At 39.6% G+C, this 20,735-nt stretch carries 19 protein-coding genes and 1 pseudogene; 6 read left to right on the top strand and 14 right to left on the bottom strand.

The features are described 5' to 3' along the window. Positions 1-2: 2 nt before the first annotated feature. The 8 genes from atpE to mioC form a co-directional block, all read right to left on the bottom strand. A complete protein-coding gene (gene atpE, locus FNZ24_RS16005; protein ID WP_012157432.1) occupies positions 3-260 on the bottom strand; it encodes a F0F1 ATP synthase subunit C in 258 nt (85 codons plus the stop codon). A gap of 32 nt (positions 261-292) precedes the next feature. After that, the gene (gene atpB, locus FNZ24_RS16000) at positions 293-1,114 is read right to left on the bottom strand and encodes a F0F1 ATP synthase subunit A (protein ID WP_153915777.1); all 822 of its coding nucleotides are present in this window, start codon (positions 1,112-1,114) and stop codon (positions 293-295) included. A gap of 12 nt (positions 1,115-1,126) precedes the next feature. Continuing rightward, positions 1,127-1,510: an ATP synthase subunit I gene (locus tag FNZ24_RS15995; protein WP_153915775.1), complete on the bottom strand. Its 384-nt coding sequence runs from the start codon at positions 1,508-1,510 to the stop codon at positions 1,127-1,129. Between the two features lie 225 nt (positions 1,511-1,735). Continuing rightward, the gene (locus FNZ24_RS15990; RefSeq protein ID WP_153915773.1) at positions 1,736-2,629 is read right to left on the bottom strand and encodes a ParB/RepB/Spo0J family partition protein; all 894 of its coding nucleotides are present in this window, start codon (positions 2,627-2,629) and stop codon (positions 1,736-1,738) included. Positions 2,630-2,644: 15 nt separating this feature from the next. After that, the gene (locus tag FNZ24_RS15985) at positions 2,645-3,427 is read right to left on the bottom strand and encodes a ParA family protein (RefSeq protein ID WP_153915771.1); all 783 of its coding nucleotides are present in this window, start codon (positions 3,425-3,427) and stop codon (positions 2,645-2,647) included. A gap of 59 nt (positions 3,428-3,486) precedes the next feature. After that, positions 3,487-4,107, bottom strand: a complete 621-nt coding sequence (gene rsmG / locus FNZ24_RS15980) for a 16S rRNA (guanine(527)-N(7))-methyltransferase RsmG (protein WP_153915768.1) — start codon at positions 4,105-4,107, stop codon at positions 3,487-3,489. 119 nt (positions 4,108-4,226) lie between these two features. Beyond that, positions 4,227-6,116 carry a tRNA uridine-5-carboxymethylaminomethyl(34) synthesis enzyme MnmG gene (gene mnmG / locus FNZ24_RS15975; RefSeq protein ID WP_153915766.1) on the bottom strand — a complete coding sequence of 630 codons (1,890 nt, stop codon included), beginning with the start codon at positions 6,114-6,116 and terminating at the stop codon, positions 4,227-4,229. Positions 6,117-6,591: 475 nt separating this feature from the next. Continuing rightward, entirely contained in the window at positions 6,592-7,035 is a 444-nt protein-coding gene (gene mioC, locus FNZ24_RS15970) for an FMN-binding protein MioC (RefSeq protein ID WP_153915764.1), read from the bottom strand. A gap of 126 nt (positions 7,036-7,161) precedes the next feature. Between mioC and FNZ24_RS15965 the strand changes: the two genes are divergently transcribed. Then, a complete protein-coding gene (locus FNZ24_RS15965; protein ID WP_153915762.1) occupies positions 7,162-8,535 on the top strand; it encodes an alanine/glycine:cation symporter family protein in 1,374 nt (457 codons plus the stop codon). A 70-nt stretch (positions 8,536-8,605) separates the two neighbouring features. On the opposite strand, the gene fghA is transcribed toward FNZ24_RS15965, so the two are convergent. Both fghA and FNZ24_RS15955 read right to left on the bottom strand, forming a co-directional pair. After that, entirely contained in the window at positions 8,606-9,451 is an 846-nt protein-coding gene (gene fghA / locus FNZ24_RS15960; protein WP_153915760.1) for an S-formylglutathione hydrolase, read from the bottom strand. 89 nt (positions 9,452-9,540) lie between these two features. Next, positions 9,541-10,671 (bottom strand): S-(hydroxymethyl)glutathione dehydrogenase/class III alcohol dehydrogenase, encoded by a 1,131-nt coding sequence (locus FNZ24_RS15955; protein ID WP_153915758.1) that lies wholly within the window; start codon positions 10,669-10,671, stop codon positions 9,541-9,543. A gap of 144 nt (positions 10,672-10,815) precedes the next feature. Here FNZ24_RS15955 and FNZ24_RS15950 point away from each other — a divergent pair, with 144 nt between their 5' ends. From FNZ24_RS15950 to FNZ24_RS15940, 3 genes are all read left to right on the top strand, one after another. After that, positions 10,816-11,691: a LysR substrate-binding domain-containing protein gene (locus tag FNZ24_RS15950; RefSeq protein WP_153915756.1), complete on the top strand. Its 876-nt coding sequence runs from the start codon at positions 10,816-10,818 to the stop codon at positions 11,689-11,691. Positions 11,692-11,927: 236 nt separating this feature from the next. Next, on the top strand, positions 11,928-13,448 hold the full coding sequence (locus FNZ24_RS15945) for a flavocytochrome c (protein WP_153915754.1): 1,521 nt from the start codon (positions 11,928-11,930) through the stop codon (positions 13,446-13,448). 25 nt (positions 13,449-13,473) lie between these two features. After that, positions 13,474-13,827, top strand: a complete 354-nt coding sequence (locus FNZ24_RS15940) for a cytochrome c3 family protein (RefSeq protein ID WP_153915752.1) — start codon at positions 13,474-13,476, stop codon at positions 13,825-13,827. Positions 13,828-14,251: 424 nt separating this feature from the next. Here the strand turns inward: FNZ24_RS15940 and FNZ24_RS15935 are convergent, their stop codons facing one another. Next, on the bottom strand, positions 14,252-15,121 hold the full coding sequence (locus tag FNZ24_RS15935; RefSeq protein ID WP_153915750.1) for a LysR family transcriptional regulator: 870 nt from the start codon (positions 15,119-15,121) through the stop codon (positions 14,252-14,254). 133 nt (positions 15,122-15,254) lie between these two features. Here FNZ24_RS15935 and FNZ24_RS15930 point away from each other — a divergent pair, with 133 nt between their 5' ends. Together FNZ24_RS15930 and FNZ24_RS15925 are read left to right on the top strand one after the other, a co-directional pair. Continuing rightward, positions 15,255-15,902 (top strand): TetR/AcrR family transcriptional regulator, encoded by a 648-nt coding sequence (locus tag FNZ24_RS15930; RefSeq protein ID WP_153915748.1) that lies wholly within the window; start codon positions 15,255-15,257, stop codon positions 15,900-15,902. A gap of 143 nt (positions 15,903-16,045) precedes the next feature. After that, positions 16,046-16,780, top strand: coding sequence for a substrate-binding periplasmic protein (locus tag FNZ24_RS15925; RefSeq protein ID WP_153915746.1), 735 nt, complete (start codon positions 16,046-16,048; stop codon positions 16,778-16,780). A 93-nt stretch (positions 16,781-16,873) separates the two neighbouring features. Here the strand turns inward: FNZ24_RS15925 and FNZ24_RS15920 are convergent, their stop codons facing one another. The 3 genes and pseudogenes from FNZ24_RS15920 to yidC form a co-directional block, all read right to left on the bottom strand. Beyond that, on the bottom strand, positions 16,874-17,485 hold the full coding sequence (locus FNZ24_RS15920; RefSeq protein WP_153915744.1) for a PolC-type DNA polymerase III: 612 nt from the start codon (positions 17,483-17,485) through the stop codon (positions 16,874-16,876). A gap of 5 nt (positions 17,486-17,490) precedes the next feature. Continuing rightward, the gene (gene mnmE, locus FNZ24_RS15915; RefSeq protein WP_153915742.1) at positions 17,491-18,849 is read right to left on the bottom strand and encodes a tRNA uridine-5-carboxymethylaminomethyl(34) synthesis GTPase MnmE; all 1,359 of its coding nucleotides are present in this window, start codon (positions 18,847-18,849) and stop codon (positions 17,491-17,493) included. 82 nt (positions 18,850-18,931) lie between these two features. Continuing rightward, positions 18,932-20,485: pseudogene (gene yidC / locus FNZ24_RS15910) on the bottom strand (membrane protein insertase YidC); the annotation flags it as partial. Positions 20,486-20,735: the final 250 nt, after the last annotated feature.

Below are 20,735 nucleotides of genomic sequence, written 5' to 3'. Positions count from 1 at the left end.
GATTAGCCAGCTAATTGACCTAAGAATGGGTTAGCGAATACGAAGAATAATGCAACACCAACTGCAATCATTGAGATCGCATCAAGTAGACCAGCTACGATGAACATCTTAGTTTGTAATGCTGGAGCAAGTTCTGGTTGACGAGCTGAAGCTTCTAAGAACTTACCACCTAAGATAGCAAAGCCAATACCAGTACCTAGCGCTGCTAAGCCAATCATGATCGCAACAGCTATTGCTGTAAAGCTAATTACAGTTTCCATTTTATCTCCGATAAATAACTAATTTTATTAAATTAATGTTCTTCATGTGCCATGCTTAGATATACAATCGTAAGCATCATGAAGATAAACGCCTGCAGCACAATAACCAAAATATGGAAAATAGCCCAAGGCACTGATAATGCAAACTGAGCCCACCAAGGCATCAGTGCTATCAGAATAAAGATCAACTCACCTGCATACAGGTTACCAAACAGACGAAGCGATAATGAAATCGGCTTCGCAACCAAGGTTACTGTTTCCAATACTAAGTTTACTGGAATCAATGCCCAATGATTGAAAGGTTGTAAGGTCATTTCTTTAGTGAAACCACCAAATCCTTTTACTTTAATACTGTAAAAAACAATCAACGCGAACACACTCAAGGCTAAACCAAGAGTTACGTTTAAGTCGGTTGTTGGTACAATTTTAAGGTAAGGAACACCTAAAAATCTGTTTGCGGCTTCAGGTACAAAGTCAACCGGAATTAAGTCCATTAAATTCATCAGGAAAACCCAGACAAAGATAGTCAGACCTAATGGTGCGATTAAAGCGTTACGCCCATGGAATGAGTCTTTAACGATTTTATCTACACCTTCCACGCACATTTCAACGAAACATTGAAATTTACCTGGAACGCCAGTTGTTGCTTTTTGTCCTACTTTGAAGAATGCCCACAAAAATAGAACCCCAAGACCTACTGAAAACAAAAGTGAGTCAATGTGCCAAGTCCAAAACCCGGCATCTTGACATGCATAGTTAAAAGCAATTCCACCATCGGCAGAACACATTTTCGCATTAGTCAGGTGATGCTGGATATACTCGGAAGCATTTAATGCTTCACCAGTTGTCGCCATGATTAATCTCACTTAATTTTGCTTGAAGTATAAAGGGGCTGTCCAAGGTATTAGTAAAGCCAGCAAGTAACAGCTAAATAACGGCATAAATGGCGTTTTTAGCATGCCAAACGCAATGGCAAACAACACAATGGTTAGCAGCAACTTTACCGCTTCCCCCAAGAAAAACATCCAAACGACTTTTCCTGACGCTTTAGCTCCCGCATGAGAGAAAGCAAGGGTTGCGAATACAAAATTAGGGAGTACAGCAATGAGACCACCTGCCAAAGCAGATAAGCCATACTGAGCTCCCCACAGAGCGAAAAAGAAAATTGAAGTTCCCCCAGCTACCGCCGCCTGTAACAACACTATTCGATAGGCTGACCACCGGCCACGACGCGCTAAAACCTTACTCAATTTTGAATCTCCGCATTAGTACTTATTTTTCCGCTAGGTCATTAATGTGATCATTAACAACTCAGACAGGAAAAAAAGCATGCAAAGTATACCTTTTCACACCTTGTTTGCAACTTTGATGAGAGGTTAAACAGTGATATTAGGCGCGATTTGGCTCTAAATTTCTAAAAAGTCAAAATTACGCCTTGTTACAAAGTTACTATTGAAATGACTTTGTTGAGGGATTTAGTGGATTTTGCTAAGTATTCCATCCAATTCAGCAAGATCTTGGTAGTTTATTACAATTTTACCTTTGCCTTTACTGCCATGATTAATCGCCACTTTAGCACCTAGCTTTTCAATTAACTGTTGCTCCAAGCGGGTTACATCATGATCTTTAGCTGGCTTTTCAGCTTCTTTAGTAGGATTTAGGGCTTTATTGACTAATCGTTCAGTTTCTCGAACTGTCATTTCTTTAGAAGCGACTAATCTAGCTAAATTAGTTTGCTCTTCACCGTCAATAGCAAGTAAGGCTCGGGCATGACCCATATCAATATCGCCATACTCTAATAAACGCTTTACTGGCTCATTTAAACTATTTAAACGTAATAAGTTAGACACACTTGCTCTAGATTTTCCGACGGCGTCTGCAGTTTGCTGATGAGTTAATTCGAATTCTTCTAGCAAACGTTGTAATGCAATCGCTTCTTCCATTGCATTTAAATCTTCTCGTTGGATATTTTCTATCAAAGCAATAGCAACAGCAGACTCATCAGGAACCTGTTTTACAATACACGGAACCTTGTCTAATTGAGCAATTTGCGATGCTCTCCAACGGCGTTCGCCAGCAATAATTTCGTATTTTTCAGCATCAATTTTACGCACCACAATTGGTTGAATCACCCCTTGTGATTTAATTGACTCAGCAAGCTCTTCTAACGCCTCAGGTGACATGTCTTTACGCGGTTGGTACTTTCCAGACTGCAGTAAATCTAAGTCAAGCATGAGTAAACCATCTTCCTTTGGTGCTTCGATGGCATCAGCTTTTGTTTGAGTCTGTTCAGTTTTACGACTGGCAGCATTACTGTTACTTAATAATGCATCCAAGCCCTTACCTAAACCGCGCTTTTTTAACGTCATTTTATTCCCTTACGCTTAATTAGATTCTGTTTGTTGCTCTGCGCGGCGAATGATTTCACCTGCTAGAGCTAAATAGGCTTTTGCACCAGCACTGGACTTATCGTAATACATCGCCGGTGCACCAAAACTTGGTGCTTCAGCTAAACGAATATTTCGTGGGATTACTGTGCGATATACTTTTTCGCCAAAATGTTGCTTTAGCTGATCCGACACATCGTTAGATAATCGATTACGTGGATCGTACATAGTACGTAAGATCCCCTCTATACAAAGCGTAGGATTAACCATTGCACCTAACTTTGTAATGGTATCAATTAGGGCTGTTAATCCCTCCAATGCATAGTATTCGCATTGCATCGGCACTAATACTGAATCTGCAGCTGACATGGCATTTACCGTCAACATATTCAAAGAAGGCGGACAATCAATAAAGATAAAGTCATAATCATCTTTGACTTCTGCCAATGCATTTTTTAATCGAATTTCTCTGGCGAAAAACTCCATTAATTTAATTTCTGCCGCGGTGACATCACCATTTCCGGCAATCAGATCATATTTACCTGTGGTGTCTTTAATGACTATTTCAGCAAACGGCTTTTCTTCGACTAATAGCTCATAAGCGGTATTTTCAACTTCATATTTGTCGACACCACTGCCCATAGTGGCATTACCTTGTGGATCAAGATCGATTAACAGCACCTTGCGTTTTGTGGCCGCAAGCGAGGCTGCTAAATTAACACAAGTTGTTGTTTTTCCTACGCCACCTTTCTGGTTGGCTACGGCAATGATTTTACCCACGTGTTCACCCTAAGGACATATTTACGATGTCCGATAATATTTATTCTTTGTAAGCGCGATTATTTTTTCACTATCTTTAACAGATGTCTTTGCTCATCTAACTTTGGCACTTTCAATGTAATGGTTTCCACAACATCAAATCCAGCAGGAATACTGGTTAATTCAGCATCACTCAATTGGCCTTTAAGCGCATAAAATTGACCATTTTCAGCTGGTAAGTGGTGACACCAACTCAGCATATCTTCAATTGAAGCAAAAGCGCGGCTGATCACACCATCAAATTTTTGCTCAGGTTCATATGCCTCAACACGACTTTCAACAGATGTCATGTTATTGATCTTCAATTCAAACTGAACTTGCTTTTGAAAACGGATCCGCTTCCCTAAGCTATCCAGTAGAACAAATTCTTTATCTGGATTTAAAATCGCTAATGGGATCCCTGGTAAGCCTGGTCCGGTACCAACATCAATGAACCTTTGTCCCTTAAGATAAGGAGAAACCACCAAACTGTCCATAACATGACGGATTAACATCTGTTCAGGATCTCTGACTGATGTCAGGTTATAGGCTTTATTCCATTTATTTAGCATGGTAACAAACCCAACCAATTGTTGCTGTTGAGTTTCAGTTGCCGAAATATTGGTTTCAGCTAGATAAGTTTTAAGTTGATCGGCTAGCACGCTAAGTAACCTCAAAATCAAAGGGAGTCATAAATCATCGGGTATTATGAATGGCAGAAATGACTAAGGGAAGCCTCAAAGCTTCCCTTATTAGTTAAAACACAACTTTTTACTGGTAATTAAGCAGTTTTACGCAATAAACCACGTTTTTTAAGATGAACCAGTAAAATTGAAATTGCTGCTGGCGTCATTCCAGAGATCCGAGAAGCTTGTCCAATCGTTTCTGGTTTATGCTCATTCATCTTAGCGATCACTTCATTCGATAAGCCTGCGACTTCTTGATAATCAAGATCCAATGGTAAATTGGTCGTTTCATGGCGAATAGCTTTATCGATTTCACCTTGCTGTCTTTGGATATAGCCAGAATATTTAACTTGGATCTGCACTTGCTCTGCAGCACGTTCATCTTCAATGGCTGGACCAAAACCTTCTAAGGCCATTAACTTTTTGTAATCCATTTCTGGACGACGTAATAAGTCTTCAAATGATGCTTCACGAGAAATAGGTGTATTTAACTCAGGGTTTAATACATCTAACAAAGGCGAGTTATTATGAACCCAATTGCTGCGTAAACGCTGCAGTTCAGTTTCAATCGATTCTCTTTTTTCGCTAAACTTTTGCCAACGTTCATCATCAACTAAGCCAAGTTCACGGCCTTTTTCAGTCAAGCGCAAATCTGCATTATCTTCACGTAGTAATAATCGATATTCAGCACGACTAGTAAACATACGATATGGCTCTTTTGTGCCAAGGGTTGATAAATCATCAACTAAAACGCCGATATAAGCTTGATCACGTCTTGGGCACCAAGCTTCTTTGCCTTGAACTTGCAAAGATGCGTTCATACCTGCAAGTAAACCTTGCGCACCCGCTTCTTCATAACCAGTGGTACCGTTGATCTGTCCAGCAAAGAACAATCCATCAATATTTTTTGTTTCTAATGAGTTTTTAAGATCTCTTGGATCGAAATAATCGTACTCAATGGCATAACCAGGTCGAATGATCTCAGCATTTTCCATGCCTTGAATTGATCGAACTAAATTTAATTGCACGTCAAAAGGTAAACTGGTTGAGATCCCATTTGGGTAGATCTCATTGGTCGTTAAACCTTCAGGTTCAATAAAAATTTGATGTGAAGTCTTGTCTGCAAAACGATTAATTTTATCTTCAATAGATGGGCAGTATCTTGGGCCAATGCCTTCAATAACCCCAGAATACATTGGGCTGCGATCAAGTCCTCCACGAATAATATCGTGAGTTTTCTCATTGGTATGAGTGATATAACAAGATACTTGCTGTGGGTGTTGACTTACATCACCGATAAAAGACATTACAGGTAATGGATCATCACCTTTTTGCTCTTGCATCTTGTCAAAATCAATGGTGTTTGCATCGATTCTTGGTGGAGTCCCTGTTTTAAGGCGTCCAACACGAATTGGTAATTCTTTTAAACGGTTTGCCAATGCAATCGCTGGTGGATCGCCAGCTCGTCCACCACTGTAATTTTCTAATCCAATATGAATTTTACCGCTTAGGAAAGTACCAGTAGTTAACACTACACTTGGCGACTCAAATGCTAATCCCATCTGAGTGACAACACCAATAACCTTATTGTTTTCAACAACTAAATCATCAACAGCTTGTTGAAAAATACGTAAGTTGGGTTGATGTTGAAGGATTTGTTGTATTTTTTGACGGTATAGGGCTCGATCTGCTTGAGCACGAGTTGCTCTAACCGCTGGGCCTTTACTCGAATTTAAGGTTCTAAATTGAATACCTGCGAAGTCAGTGGCTGTTGCCATTGCACCACCTAAAGCATCAATTTCTTTAACCAAATGACCTTTACCAATCCCGCCAATGGCTGGGTTACAAGACATTTGTCCAAGGGTATCGATATTGTGAGTCAGTAATAGGGTTTTTGAACCCATTCTTGCTGCTGCAAGTGCCGCTTCCGTTCCGGCATGACCACCACCAACAACAATAACATCAAACCGTTCATGAAAATGCATTTTGTAACCTTGGGTAAAAGTAATTTTCTAATTTACAAATAAATCAGATTTTAAAATCGACATACTGTATCAGCCGAGTATTTTAGCACTTGCTTTGCCTTTCGGGAATGATCAATTTTCTCAATTTGATCAGACACGCTTCGCTTAATAGATCTTAAGATCTTTAAATAGATCTTTTTATTACTGTTACTATTAGGATCGACCTTTTCTGTGGAAAAGCCTATTTATCTTTAATAATCATTGGTTAATGATAAAACGATCCTGTGATCTAGCTGCGATCTAAATCAATATATCTTGGGGATAGATCGCTTACTTATCCACAGGGGGGATCATTAACAAGATCAGCTGTGGATCAATACAAAGTTATGATCGGATAAAATAATAGCTTATCCACATAGTTATCTTTAAAAATAACTTATTGTGGATAAGGTTAACTATTACTGTGAGTATAAATAAAGATATTAAAGGATTAGATCTATTTAATATTGCTTTGCCATTCTGCTAACCAAGCTAAAGCAGCATCTTCAGGTACAGGATCCATTTGTACATCCACTTGGATCTTATTCACAATTGCTTTTGCGTGTAAAAGATCGAGCTGATAAATTATTTTTTCAGGCCCTTGGCAAAAAGTGTCGTAGCTTGAATCACCAATGGCACATAATGCGTATTTTAAGGAGCTGAGATCTTCATTTGTGCCGATCAATTGTTGATAAAAAGGCTCAATATTGTCTGGAAGATCGCCTGCTCCATGTGTAGAACAAACAATGATCCACAGTGAATTAAGGTCTAAATCAGTTAGATTTGGGCTTAAATGTATCGCGACTTGATGACCTAAATTGGTTAATTGAGCAGCCATATCGTCTGCTACATATTCTGTTCCGCCTTGGGTTGTGCCCACTAATATCTCTATTTTTGCCATGTTAATACCTAAGTTTGATCATTATTAGCCTGAGTTTACGTCATAGTTTACGCAGATTTGTCATTGCACAAAGCGGTTTTTGTCCGTATTTTCAAAGATAACCTTTAACAAATGTGTAACTTATTTATGTCTCTAGTTTCAATTACGGCTGAAATTGCTGATTTAGCATGGGGGCCACACATGTTGGTTCTTTTAGTCGGTGGCGGTTTATTTTTCCTTATTTATTCTAGGTTTATCCCTTTTCGTTATATTGGTCATGCCATTAATATTGTCCGTGGAAAGCACCCAGATAAGGGAGCTGAAGGACATATTAGCCATGCTGGTGCGTTATCCAGTGCGATGGCAGGCACTGTGGGAATGGGCAATATTGGTAGTGTGGCCGTTGCTATTATGGTGGGTGGTCCGGGGGCTATTTTTTGGATGTGGATCAGCGCTATTGTGGGAATGGCGACTAAATTCTTTACCTGTACTTTAGCTATTATGTATCGAGGTAAGGATGAGAATGGCGATGTGCAGGGTGGTCCCATGTACATCATTACTCAGGGATTATCGAAAAAGTGGCATTTTTTAGCCGTGTTTTTTTGTGTTGTAGGCTTAGTCGGTAACTTTCCGTTATTCAATTCCAATCAATTAGTGCAGATCATTCGTGAGTGGTTGATTGTAAAACCTGGTTATTTCCCTGCAAGTGAGTCGACTTTTTGGATCGATTTATCTTTAGGTATTGTGGTGATGTTGATTGTTGCTAGCGTTATTTTAGGCGGGATCAAACGAATTGCCTCTGTTGCATCTAAAGTCGTGCCGTTAATGATCTTCATTTATATGAGCTGCGCTTTTTATGTTATTGCCACTCACTTAGAGGATGTTCCCGGTTATTTTGAATTGATCATTACTGAGGCTTTTTCACTAAATTCAGTAGGTGGTGGCATATTAGGTACTATGCTGATCGGTATACGCCGAGCTGCTTTTTCAAACGAAGCGGGTATTGGTACTGAAGTGATGGCACATGGTAGTGCTAAAACCAATGAACCAGTAAAAGAAGGACTGGTTGCTATGCTTGGCCCTGCAATCGATACCTTAATTGTGTGCACGGCCACCGCGATGATCATTCTTATCTCAGGGGTTTGGCAAGGAACTGAAGCTGAAGGGGTAAATCTGTCTGCACAAGCGTTTGAAATAACGATGCCTGGAGTCGGCCCTTATTTACTGATCCTGTGTGTTGTCTTTTTCAGTATTAGTACCATCTTTACGCAGGCTTTTTATGGCGGTCAATGTTTTGCTTTTTTATTTGGCCGTCAGCGATTACGTTATTACCAATACTTCTTTTTATGTGCCATTTTATTTGCTGCTACGGCGAGCTTACGCGAAATTGTGAATATTATTGATGCAGCGTACGCTTTAATGGCTATTCCTACTATGACTTCAGCTATTCTATTAGCACCGAAAGTCAGACAAGCATCGAAACTGTATTTTGCTAAACTTAAAACTAACCAATTGAATTAATAATTTAAATTTAATAAAAAGGAGTGAGACTATTCAGCCTCACTCCTTTTTATTTTATTGGATTAAAGTTTCACTCTGCTAATAAGTATTCACTATGAAAACGAAGATGTTCTTCGATAAAGCTACTAATAAAGAAGTAGCTATGATCATAACCTTGCTGCATGCGTAAAGTCAGTGGATAGTCTTTTATTTTAGCGGCATCAACTAAAGACTCAGGTTTTAGTTGATCAGTTAGGAAGTTATCATCAGTGCCTTGATCCACCAGCATAGGAATCTTTGAGTTTGATGCTTTCATTAACTCAACGCTGTCATATTCAAGCCAATCTTGTTTATTTAGACCTAAATAGCCATTAAATGCTTTTTGACCCCATAGGCAATCCATCGGATTACAAATAGGACTAAACGCTGATATAGACAGATATCGATCGGCATTTTTAAGGCCAATTGTTATAGCGCCATGTCCGCCCATTGAATGACCACTTATACTGCGTTTATCAGTGACTGGAAAATGTTGCTCTACCAATTCAGGCAATTCATTTACAACATAGTCATACATTTGATAATGAGTATTGAATGGAGCTTGGGTGGCATTTAAATAAAAACCTGCACCTAAACCAAAGTCGTAAGCGCCATCGGCATCATCAGCGACATTTTCGCCTCGTGGACTCGTATCTGGTGCGACAATGGCAATGCCAAGTTCAGCAGCAATACGCTGAATGCCAGATTTTTGCATCACATTTTCATCGGTACAAGTTAGCCCTGATAACCAATAAAGTACGGGGACTTTTTGGGTCGCCGCTTGCGGTGGTAAATAAATAGCAAAACGCATACTGCAATTTACCGTAGTTGAAGTATGGGTGTATTGTTTTAACCATCCGCCAAAGACTTTATTACTGCTGATATTTTCAATGGTCATTTGGGAACCTTTTACTGGTAATACTAAACAATTCAGCCTTGTTTATTTTAATAAACAAGGCCGGTGCGTTTCATTTACTGATAATGACGTTATTTATCAAAGTGGATCACACTGCGAATGCTTTCACCACTGTGCATTAGATCAAATGCATCATTAATTCCTTCAAGACCCATGGTGTGGGTAATAAAGTGATCGAGCTTAAATTCACCATTTAAGTACTGATCAACAATACCAGGTAATTCACTGCGACCTTTTACACCACCAAATGCACTGCCTTTCCAGACACGACCAGTGACTAATTGGAATGGACGAGTTGAGATTTCTTGGCCTGCACCTGCTACACCAATAATGACAGATTCGCCCCAACCTTTATGACAACACTCAAGTGCGCTGCGCATGACATTGACATTACCAATACATTCAAATGAAAAATCTACGCCGCCATCTGTCAGCTCAACAATCACATCTTGGATTGGTTTGTCGTAGTTTTTAGGGTTAATACAATCTGTCGCGCCTAATTTAGTGGCGAGCTCAAATTTTGACTCATTGAGATCAATACCAATAATATGTGATGCACCTGCCATGGTTGCACCAATAATTGCCGATAACCCAATACCACCTAACCCGAAGATTGCAACGGTATCGCCTTTTTGGACTTTAGCTGTATTGAGTACTGCGCCCATACCGGTTGTTACACCACAACCGAGTAAACACACTTCTTCTAATGGCGCATCTTTATTGACTTTTGCTAGCGAAATTTCAGGTAGTACTGTGTATTCAGAAAATGTTGAACAACCCATGTAATGGAAAATTGGTTCGCCATCTTTATAAAAACGCGTGGTGCCATCAGGCATTAAGCCTTTTCCTTGGGTCTCGCGAACAGCACTACACAAGTTTGTTTTACCTGAAGTACAGAATTTACACTTGCCACATTCTGCAGTGTAAAGTGGGATAACATGATCACCGACTTTTACGCTGGTTACACCTTCACCTACCATCTCTACAATTCCGCCGCCTTCATGACCCAGAATTGCAGGGAAAACACCTTCAGGATCATCGCCAGATAATGTAAACGCATCTGTGTGACAAACACCAGAAGCGATAATTTTTACCATGACTTCACCGGCTTTTGGATACATAACATCAACTTCTTCAACCGATAATGGTTGTCCTGGTCCCCAAGCTACAGCGGCTTTAGATTTTATAAATTGTGCTGACATTGTGTTTGTCCTTATGACTGATGAACGAATATATTCAGATCTACAAAGTGTAGATGAGATTTTGTAGCGATAGAGCTATTGTATTTATTTTCTGTCAGTTGATAATAAGCTTAAATTGCAAATAACTTTTACGAGTGAGTAATAATGCTGCCATGGGAAGGAGTTTATGAGTTTGTCGCGGTAGCTGAAACCGATAGTTTTACTGCGGCAGGCAAGCGTTTGTCGATTTCAACAGCGCAAGTCAGTCGTCAAATTAGTCAAATTGAAAATAGATTAAATACTAAACTGTTTTATCGCACTACAAGGAAAGTCTCTCTTACTGAAGAAGGGCATGTTTTTTACCGTCATTGCCGACAAGTTATCGATGGACTTGAAGAAGCTGAGCGGGCGATAACGAGTTTACAGAATAAACCTCAAGGCATGATTAAACTGACAGCCCCTGTGACTTACGGTGAAAAATTTATTATGCCGATAGTGACTGACTATATGCAGCAATATCCAGATGTAGAAGTCATTTGTGAGTTAACTAATCGGCAATTAGACTTAGTTGAAGGTGGCTATGACTTGGCTATTCGACTAGGGAGACTAGCGGACTCAAGTATGATGGCAAAACGATTAACCAGTCGTGAGCAGTTTGTTTGCGCAGCACCAGAATACATTAATCGCTTTGGGGCGCCGTATACTTTATCTGAACTGAGCCAGCATAATTGTTTAATAGGCTCTCAACCTCACTGGCATTTTAATGAGTCAGGTAAAGACAGAAGCATAAAGGTGCAGGGCAACTTGCAATGTAGCAGTGGGATAAGTTTGCTTGATGCTGCATTAAAAGGTTTAGGTATTGTGCAATTACCTGGTTATTACGTTAAACAGTCCATTGCTGATAATAAGTTGAAAGTTTTGTTAGCTTCATTTCAGCAAGAGCAAGAAGGTATTTGGGCTTTATATCCCCATAACCGTCATTTGTCACCAAAAGTCAGATTACTAGTGGATAAACTGACAGCGTGCCTTTCGCAAAAGTAATTTTTGCAGCTTCTTTTAGAACTGTTTGCTTTAGCATTTAGTTTATAAACCCTAATTAACGATTTGGAATCTGTTCCAAATCGCTATCTTACGTCCATATTTGATTAAAATATGAGCTTTATTTAACTTTTGAAAATCTACTCCTTTATATATATCTAACTGCTGTTTAATTCCCTTTTTGGAATTGATTCCATCTTTATGATGGTTAGGTCAATTTAAACAAAGGGTGATGACCTATGAGTAATGTAGATCTGTTAGGACGCCGTAAATTTATCGCAGGGTTAGGTGTAGCAGCAGGTGCTGCAATGGTAGCTCCAGCGATGGCTGTTTCTGAAAAAGCGGACGGTGTTAAGTGGGATAAAGAAGTTGAAATCGTTATTATTGGTTCGGGTTTTGCTGGCTTAGCTGCAGGGATTGAGGCAACAAAACTGGGCGCAAAAGATGTCCATATTTTTGAAAAAATGTCTTACTTTGGTGGTAATTCAGCTATTAATGGTGGCTTATTTGCAGCACCAGGAACGCCAATGCAATCTAAAGAAGGCGTAAAAGATTCTGTTGATCGCATGGTCGCTGATCAAATGGCTGCAGGACGTGGTATTGCCGATGAGGCATTGCTTCGCCATGTTGCAGAACATGCAATGGAAGCATTACAAATGACTTTTGATGCGGGCTCTGAGTACCATCCATACTTGCAACAACTTGGTGGTCATTCAGTTGCACGTACATACCAAACAACCGTGAGTTGTGGTGCTGGTATCACCCAACCTTTATTGCATAAGTGTCGTGAATTGGGTGTTCATACTCATAACCGCTCAAAGTTTGAAGGTTTCTTGATTGGTGATAACGGCGAAGTACTTGGCGTTAAAATGCGTGATAACTACCACTTTGATGAAGACCAGCCTGGTAAAGTCATTAATATTCGTGCCAAACGCGGTGTGATTATGGCGACAGGTGGTTTTGCTCAAAACGTTAATCTTCGTATGGCGCAAGACCCAACATTAACCTCTGAAGTAGGTTGTACCAATGCACCTGGTGCGACAGGCGAAGGCATGTATGAAATGTTCCGCTTAGGTGCGGTACCTGTTCATTTAGCGCATATTCAATCAGGCCCTTGGGCATCACCTGATGAAGGTGGTTTTGGTTATGTGTCTAACTATTCTATTTACAATTTCCCTCATTCAATTGCGATTAACCGTTTAACAGGTAAACGCTTTATGAACGAAATTGCTGACCGTAAAACTCGTGCAGATGCTGAGCTTGCATGTCGTGATGAAAAAGGAAATGCACTACCTCCAATCTTAATCACTAGTTATAAGGATTCTAAAAAGCATCCTAATACTAAGAAAGTGATTAAGTACAATGTGGGCTGGAAGTTTGATTCTATCGAAGAACTTGCTTCTCACTTTAAAGTACCCACTAAAGCACTTAAAACCCAAATTGAAGAATATAACCAGTACGTTAAATCTGGTGAAGATACTCAATTTGGCAAGAATATGACTAAGGCGAAAGACAAGTATATTGAAGCACCATTTACCGTTGTTCGTTTATGGCCAAAAGTACATTACTGCCAAGGTGGCGTGCAAATTACCACTAAAGCAGAAGTAAAAGACAGCTTTACTGGTAATCCTATTGCTGGTTTATATGCCGCAGGTGAAGTGTGTGGTGGGATCCATGGTGTGAGTCGTTTAGGTAGTTGTTCTATTCCTGAATGTATGGTCATGGGAATGACAGCCGCCCGCAGCATGATGAAAGCTTAGCCCCAAAACACAAGAGGAATTATTGATGAAAACATTAAAGATGATGCTTGCAATGGGTTTACTTTGTTTAAGCAGCGCAACAGTTCAAGCAGTAGAAATTAGAGCCCATCACCAAGAAGTGATAGGTAAGGATTGTAAAGCCTGTCATGACAATGGCATTAAGCAATTTCCATCGGATCAAGCTTGTCAGCAGTGTCATGACGTAGATGAACTTGCTGAAACGACTGCTCGTAGTGAAGAAGATAAGTGGCAAAACCCACATAACAACTTACATTACGGTAAAGAGTTACCTTGTCAGGAATGTCACAGTGAACATAAAGCGAAAGAGCCGATTTGTAGTAATTGTCATACGTTTAAGTATGATAAGCACAAAAAATAATACTTAATTGTCACGTCTCAAAAGAAGATTGAGCTAGTACAAATAATGAGTTATTAATTTCCCCATTTTAATTCATTTATGAAGTCTTCTGAAAGCCTCTAACTATCTGGTTAGGGGCTTTTTGTTTTTTAATCGTTTTGAATTATTAGGGCCTGTTGATCTTTCAAGGTTGTTTTTGCAGCGAATTGTTGGCCATTTATACAAGGAAGAGACTTTGTGGTGTAGTTATTCTACATAAAAAGTCGATAACGCTGTAAAAATGGCCAACAAACGCTGCCCAAAGGGTTCGACTAAAAGCGTTTTACTCTTTGTTGGATGCATCTTTGTTTATAAAAGGTGCTTAGATAACTAGGCATTAACTCATCCGCCTCGATTAAAACGCTTTTTTTTCGAACAAAACTTAACCAGCAAAGATCAACAGGCCCTAGCTATCAGCCACTTCTGCTAAGTTTTCAACATTGGCTTTGATTAGAGTGATCAGTTGCTGGGTTGCATCTGTTTGAGTATCAGGATTGAGATATAGCGCCTCATTGAACACAGGTAAAATGGGTAGGCCATGTTCAACGGGATCTAATATTTGCATATTATCGTTGATCCTAAACTCGGCAACAGGGGCTATTGCCAGATCATTTTCGACTGCCATGCATAAGGCTTGCGGTGAAGGTGTTGATAGTAATACGTTGATTGATCGCATTGTCAGTTGATGGTTAGCAAATACTTGGGCGCGAATAGGGCAGTTTTCTGGGTATAAAGCCATTGGAATCGTACTACGTTTATGAGCATTACCATTTTTGGCTGCAACCCAATGAAAGCGTCGTTCAAATAACAATTCACCATTTGCTGGTGTTTGCCAATGAGTCGCTACGATGACATCAAATTCACCTTGTTGCAGGCGTTTGTAAAGGTTGCCACTCACGTCAGTATCAATCACTAATTCTATGCGGGTAAATTCACGAATAAATTCAAGTAAACAGCTACTCAAGTAACGTTTTATATAGTCTGTTGGCACACCAAGTCGAATAATTTCTCGATTTTGACAATCTTTCAAATCATCTAAAGCTTGTGAATTAAGCTGCATCATTTTATAGGCGTAGTTAAGTAAAGTGACACCTGACTCTGTCAGCGTTACGCCTTTATTATCGCGAATTAATAATGGTTGTCCGACACTCTCTTCAAGCTTTTTAATTTGCAAACTCAACGCAGATTGAGTTCGAAAAATTTGTTCTGCAGCCTTTGAGAGATTGCCGTTTTCGGCGACAGCGATGAAGCTTTCTAGTAATTCAATTTTTAACATTGGCTTTAGAAAACCTAGCTATTGAAATAGTTCATAGTGGTATCAGTATTACTTAATATCGAATTAGTAAAAAGCTTGTTATCGTGTGAATGTGAGCTGATAACATAATTTTGATAAAAGTAAGGGATGCGTCATGAGTAGTTGGCAACAAAGAGGCGAGTACTTAGTTGAAGTGTCGCAAAGATGCTTAAAAGGACATAAGACTTTTGATTTATGCCGTTCACATTTAGTCAAAGCTAGCCAGATTTCAAAAGGGACTATTTATAATCACTTTCCGACTGAGGCTGACTTAATGGTCGCCGTGGCAATTAATGATTTAAATCGCTGGAGTGCTCAAGCCAAGCTTGATAAACAGAATTATCAAGATCCTCTTATTCAATTTTTAGCTCATCAGTGCTGGCGAATGCACGATACTCTAGTCAATAAGACCTTTGTTATTGAAAGAGTTATGCCTAACTCTGAGGTGTTATCACAAGCCAGTGAGGTTTATCAGTTAGCATACCAGCAAAGTTATGATGCTTATTTTTTATGGTTCGATGCGATGATTAATCAAATTGGTAAAGTTGAAGGCTTTAATCGGGGCGAGTTAGTGATTAACTATTTACGCGGTGCGATGATTAATACTGATGATGCCGATAAAGATGGCAATGATGTTCAACTTTATTACCAATATTGCTATGCCATTGTGCAGTTATTGGGACATTCAGATAAACGTTTGCCTGGGATAGCAAAATTTGAAGAGTGGTTAAATAACATGCCGCAGCAACAATGTGCGGCATAGGTTAGTAAGGTGGGGAGTAAAACTTTGTACTCGATACTTGCTTAGCCTTGATAAAGTCTCCGCATATTATTCCTAATTAGCTTGCTTGAGCTACACTGTTTAAGTGTGACTTTATTGCAAGTATTAGATGAAAAAGGAGGCGTATGAAAATATTGATCATTTGTTTTGTTGGATTTTTTTCTTCGAATATCTTTGCTGAAACATTCACTGCACACTGCCGCAATTACCCTCCTGAATTATTTTTTGAAAATGGCGAATGCAAAGGTGTCGTTCCTGAAATGATGACTGATATCTTTATTGAGCTAGGGCATCAGATTACTTGGGAAAATGTTCCATGGATCCGTTCTATTAAAGAGGCTGAAAGTGGCAAGGTAGACCTATTAATTCGCCACTCTATGACTGAAGCAAGACAAGTATTTCTATATCCAATCGCATACGGTTATTACATAAGAAACCTGAATTTTTATAAATCTCCTAGATTAGACCTTGATATAACATCATATAAAGAACTCGATAATTATAGAGTTGGCGCTATTCGAGGTAACTTTTATTCACCAACATTTTCAACTTTCGAGAGTAGGGAATTAACTCTGGTGGGTAAAACACAGCAATTGGTAGGAATGTTAGAAAGGAACCGTATAGATGTTGCCGTTACCTCAGCTTCTCATAATGTTGAGTTATTTGAAGGTAAATTTGAAAAAATTACTCTTGTAGATACTTTTGAAAATCCTATGTATATCAGTATACCTAAAAAGTCTAAAGCAGTTAAATTGTATTCTGACGTGGCTAGATTGATAAAAGAGTACGGCGACACGGGCAAGATAAATCAGTACTTTGAACGATATGGATTAGAAGTGCCTGAACAAATTATTGAATAGGTTACAGTGATAAAACCAAAAAATGCCAACTTTCAAGCTGGCATTAATTCTAAACTTAATTCACGATATCTTGTTTTTATTAAAAACTTGTCATTATATTTTTTTGATAAAATCCATCACTTTGGCTTTGGGTAAACGAGTGATTGTTTGAACATTATCGAATGTTATGATTTGATGCGGACGGTGTAGTGCAATGGTATTAAGCTGGTGGAGCCATAAATGACCTGTCATGGTGGCATCAGCTAACGCGCGGTGAAATACACCATCATTGGGTAATTGATGATAATCCACCAAGGTCCCTAATTTATGATTGGGCGCACCTTGGTTAATTCTGCGTGATAGCAATAAAGAGCAAGCAAACTGTCCAGAGTATTGGTGATTAATTCGCTTGAATTCAGCATCTAAAAACTTCTTATCAAAGCTTGCGTTATGGGCTACAAGATTGAAGTCTCCAATAAAGTCAGCAAACCGCGCCATGACGGTTTCGCAATCATCAGCTGTTTGCAGCATTTCATTGCTAATACCTGTGTAGTTTTCAATAAAACTATTTACTCGACGCCCTGGGTTCATCAATTCTTGAAATGAATCAACCACTACACCATCCACTAATTTTACCGCACCAATTTCAATGGCGCGGTCACCATTATCAGGTGATAAGCCGGTGGTTTCGAAATCGAGTACGATAACGGTATTTGCTAAATTCATAAGGGTTATTTACCAATACAAAAAGAACTAAAGATTTTGCCGAGCAAATCATCTGAGGTGAACTTACCAGTAATTTCAGAGAGGGCCATTTGTGCCATTCGCAGTTCTTCTGCTAACAATTCACCAGCTAAATACACTTCCAGTTGTTCTTTACCTAACTGTAAGTGACTTGAGGCTAAGTCTAATGCTTCTAAATGGCGACGACGGGCGATAAAACCGCCTTCAAGGTTACTTTGATAACCCATTAGTGACTTAAGGTGCTGTTTTAGATCTTCAACGCCTAGACCTGTTTTAGCAGAAATGCGGTAAACGTTATAACCATGTTCATCTGTGGTCATAACTGGCTCGCCGGTTAAATCGGCTTTGTTACGTACAACAGTGACGCCAAGTCTTGATGGTAGACGGTCGATAAAGTCAGGCCAAATATCATGTGGGTTCACGTCGGTTGTCGTCGTTCCATCAACCATAAATAACACGCGATCAGCTGTGGCTATTTCATCCCATGCGCGCTCAATACCAATTTTCTCAACGGTATCAGCGGTGTCACGTAAACCAGCGGTATCGATAATGTGTAGTGGCATACCATCAAGGTGAATATGTTCACGTAGCACATCACGAGTCGTACCCGCTATTTCTGTCACAATGGCTGACTCTTTACCTGCTAACGCATTCAGTAAACTCGACTTTCCCGCATTTGGGCGGCCCGCTATAACAACTTTCATGCCTTCACGGATTATCGAGCCTTGCTTTGCACTGGCTTGGACAGAATCAAGTTTATCGATGATTTTATAGAGTGAATTAGCAATTTTACCGTCCGATAAAAAGTCCACTTCTTCATCTGGGAAATCAATCGCTGCTTCGACGTATAAACGCAAGTTAGTGACTTGTTCGACAAGTTGGTGTACTTCATCCGAGAACTCGCCTTGGAGCGAGTTTAACGCGCTTTTAGCTGCTTGTTCGCTGGTGGCATCAATTAAATCAGCAATGGCTTCAGCTTGGGTTAAATCAAGCTTATCGTTCATAAAGGCTTGTTCACTAAACTCACCAGGTTTAGCGATTCGAAGACCATCAACTTCCATCACACGTTTAATTAGCATGTCTAAGACGATTTGGCCGCCATGACCTTGCAATTCCAATACGTCTTCACCAGTAAAGGAGTTTGGTCCTTTAAAGAATAAGGCTATCCCTTGATCAATGACTTCTCCTGAAGCACTTTTAAAGTCGCAGTAATCAGCATAGCGAGTTTTAGGTAAATGGCCTAAAACACTTTGAGCGACTTCAGTTGCTTTATCACCTGATACACGAATGATACCGACGCCGCCACGACCTGGTGCGGTTGCTTGTGCCACGATAGTGTCTGTCATTGAGGAAAACCTTGTTGAAAATAGTAAAGGAAAAGGCGGCTTAATAGCCGCCTTTAAAGATTATATCAGTTCGAGCTATGACTTATTTTAAGCCTTTTTTCTCTAAACCGGCATAAATAATCTTTTGTTGTGTAATTGCCACTAAGTTACCTACTAACCAGTAAAGTACTAGGCCAGATGGGAACCATAGGAAGAACACAGTAAAGATAACTGGCATCCACTGCATCATTTTAACTTGCATAGGATCCATGGTTGGTGCCATTGGTTGCATTTTCTGCATTAACCACATAGACACACCCATTAATAACGGTAGTACGTAGTAAGGATCTTGAACCGATAAATCGTCAATCCACAACATGAATGGTGCATGACGCAATTCATAACTTTCTAGTAGTACCCAATACAATGCGATGAAAATTGGCATTTGTAGCAAGATAGGAAGACAGCCACCCATAGGGTTAACTTTCTCTTTCTTGTACAGCTCCATCATAGCTTGACCCATCTTCTGACGGTCATCACCGAAACGCTCTTTCAGTTCAGCAAGCTTTGGCTGTAGGTTACGCATTTTCGCCATTGAAGTGTATTGCGCTTTAGTCAGTGGGTATAAAAGACCACGTACAGAAAGCGTAATTAAGATAATTGCCACACCCCAGTTAGTCACGATTGACTGGAAGAACATCAGTAATTTGTAGATTGGGATAGCTAACCACCAAAGGAAGCCGTAATCGACAACTAAGTTTAGTGTTTCTGAAATATCAGAAAGGGCTTTTTGATCTTTAGGACCAACAAAGAACTGTGCACTAATGGTTTGTTGTGTACCTGGAGCAATATCATGTACTGCGCCGCGGAAACCAATATTAGCTTGTCCACCAGCACTCATGCTTGTGAAAATAGTATTTGAATCATTTGCTGGTGGTACCCAAGCAGACACGTAGTAATGTTGAAGCATTGCTGCCCAACCACCTAATGTTTGCTGGTTTAAGTTACTTTTAGCAATATCGTCAAAATCATACTTTTCGTAACGAACACTCTGAGTTGAGAATGCTGCACCACGGTAAGTCGGCATCATCATGCTGCTTTCAGATGCTTGAACGGTTTGTTTAATCTGACCATACATTTGCATTTGAAGTGGAGCTGCTGTGGTGTTGTTTACATTGTAATCAACAGTCACATCAAACTGACCACGAGTGAAAGTAAATACTTTGGTATAGCTTGCGCCATTTGCATCTACATAACTTAATGGAACAGATAAAGTGTCTTGGCCAGCTGCTAATTCATATAGTTCAGACTCAGCAGAGAAATGAGCACGACCATGAGTACTGCTATCAATACCATCACGTCCGATTAAGCCACTTTGAGAAATATAATTGAATGCACCGTTTTGCTCTAAAAGAACAAAAGCTTCATCGCTATCGATTTCAACTTTATGGTCAACAAGTGCAGCATAAACAATATCACCACCGACTGGGTCGATTTTGATGTTTAGCTGATCAGTGTTAACTGTAATCAGATTTTGAGTCGCCGGTAATTGAACAGGCATGCTTGAATCAGCATCGGGTACATCGCCTATATTTGACGAAGGTACGTTATTCGTTTGAACAACCGATTGTGTTGCTGTCGGTTGTGGTGCTTTATCGTCTTTGCYDTTGGCGATACTTGCCCATTTGATACCGATGAAGCGCTAGTTTTTGATGCTCAAAATCAGCTTGAACAATGGTTTTTTAAGCTAATGTCTCAAATGTTCAAATAAAAAATGCCCGATTAATCATTCTTTCTGATTGGTTAATCGGGCACTTTTATTTATATGAGCTTTATTTATATGAGCTTTATTTATATAAGCTTTCTCATTTATAAAAGCTTTTAATCACACTGTGCTTTTCCGCTAG

This window comes from Shewanella sp. TC10, from assembly GCF_009663145.1.
Lineage (GTDB): Bacteria > Pseudomonadota > Gammaproteobacteria > Enterobacterales > Shewanellaceae > Shewanella.
Note: the sequence above shows the minus strand (reverse complement) of the source record. Positions and strands in the feature narration are given on the sequence as shown.

What these genes read in the sequence shown, in the direction of transcription:
- atpE (WP_012157432.1), bottom strand. Translation starts at nt 260, where the DNA reads ATGGAAACTGTAATTAGCTTTACAGCAATAGCTGTTGCGATCATGATT.
- atpB (WP_153915777.1), bottom strand. Translation starts at nt 1,114, where the DNA reads ATGGCGACAACTGGTGAAGCATTAAATGCTTCCGAGTATATCCAGCAT.
- FNZ24_RS15990 (WP_153915773.1), bottom strand. Translation starts at nt 2,629, where the DNA reads ATGACGTTAAAAAAGCGCGGTTTAGGTAAGGGCTTGGATGCATTATTA.
- mnmG (WP_153915766.1), bottom strand. Translation starts at nt 6,116, where the DNA reads ATGCATTTTCATGAACGGTTTGATGTTATTGTTGTTGGTGGTGGTCAT.
- mioC (WP_153915764.1), bottom strand. Translation starts at nt 7,035, where the DNA reads ATGGCAAAAATAGAGATATTAGTGGGCACAACCCAAGGCGGAACAGAA.
- FNZ24_RS15965 (WP_153915762.1), top strand. Translation starts at nt 7,162, where the DNA reads ATGTCTCTAGTTTCAATTACGGCTGAAATTGCTGATTTAGCATGGGGG.
- fghA (WP_153915760.1), bottom strand. Translation starts at nt 9,451, where the DNA reads ATGACCATTGAAAATATCAGCAGTAATAAAGTCTTTGGCGGATGGTTA.
- FNZ24_RS15955 (WP_153915758.1), bottom strand. Translation starts at nt 10,671, where the DNA reads ATGTCAGCACAATTTATAAAATCTAAAGCCGCTGTAGCTTGGGGACCA.
- FNZ24_RS15950 (WP_153915756.1), top strand. Translation starts at nt 10,816, where the DNA reads ATGCTGCCATGGGAAGGAGTTTATGAGTTTGTCGCGGTAGCTGAAACC.
- FNZ24_RS15945 (WP_153915754.1), top strand. Translation starts at nt 11,928, where the DNA reads ATGAGTAATGTAGATCTGTTAGGACGCCGTAAATTTATCGCAGGGTTA.
- FNZ24_RS15940 (WP_153915752.1), top strand. Translation starts at nt 13,474, where the DNA reads ATGAAAACATTAAAGATGATGCTTGCAATGGGTTTACTTTGTTTAAGC.
- FNZ24_RS15935 (WP_153915750.1), bottom strand. Translation starts at nt 15,121, where the DNA reads ATGTTAAAAATTGAATTACTAGAAAGCTTCATCGCTGTCGCCGAAAAC.
- FNZ24_RS15930 (WP_153915748.1), top strand. Translation starts at nt 15,255, where the DNA reads ATGAGTAGTTGGCAACAAAGAGGCGAGTACTTAGTTGAAGTGTCGCAA.
- FNZ24_RS15925 (WP_153915746.1), top strand. Translation starts at nt 16,046, where the DNA reads ATGAAAATATTGATCATTTGTTTTGTTGGATTTTTTTCTTCGAATATC.
- FNZ24_RS15920 (WP_153915744.1), bottom strand. Translation starts at nt 17,485, where the DNA reads ATGAATTTAGCAAATACCGTTATCGTACTCGATTTCGAAACCACCGGC.
- mnmE (WP_153915742.1), bottom strand. Translation starts at nt 18,849, where the DNA reads ATGACAGACACTATCGTGGCACAAGCAACCGCACCAGGTCGTGGCGGC.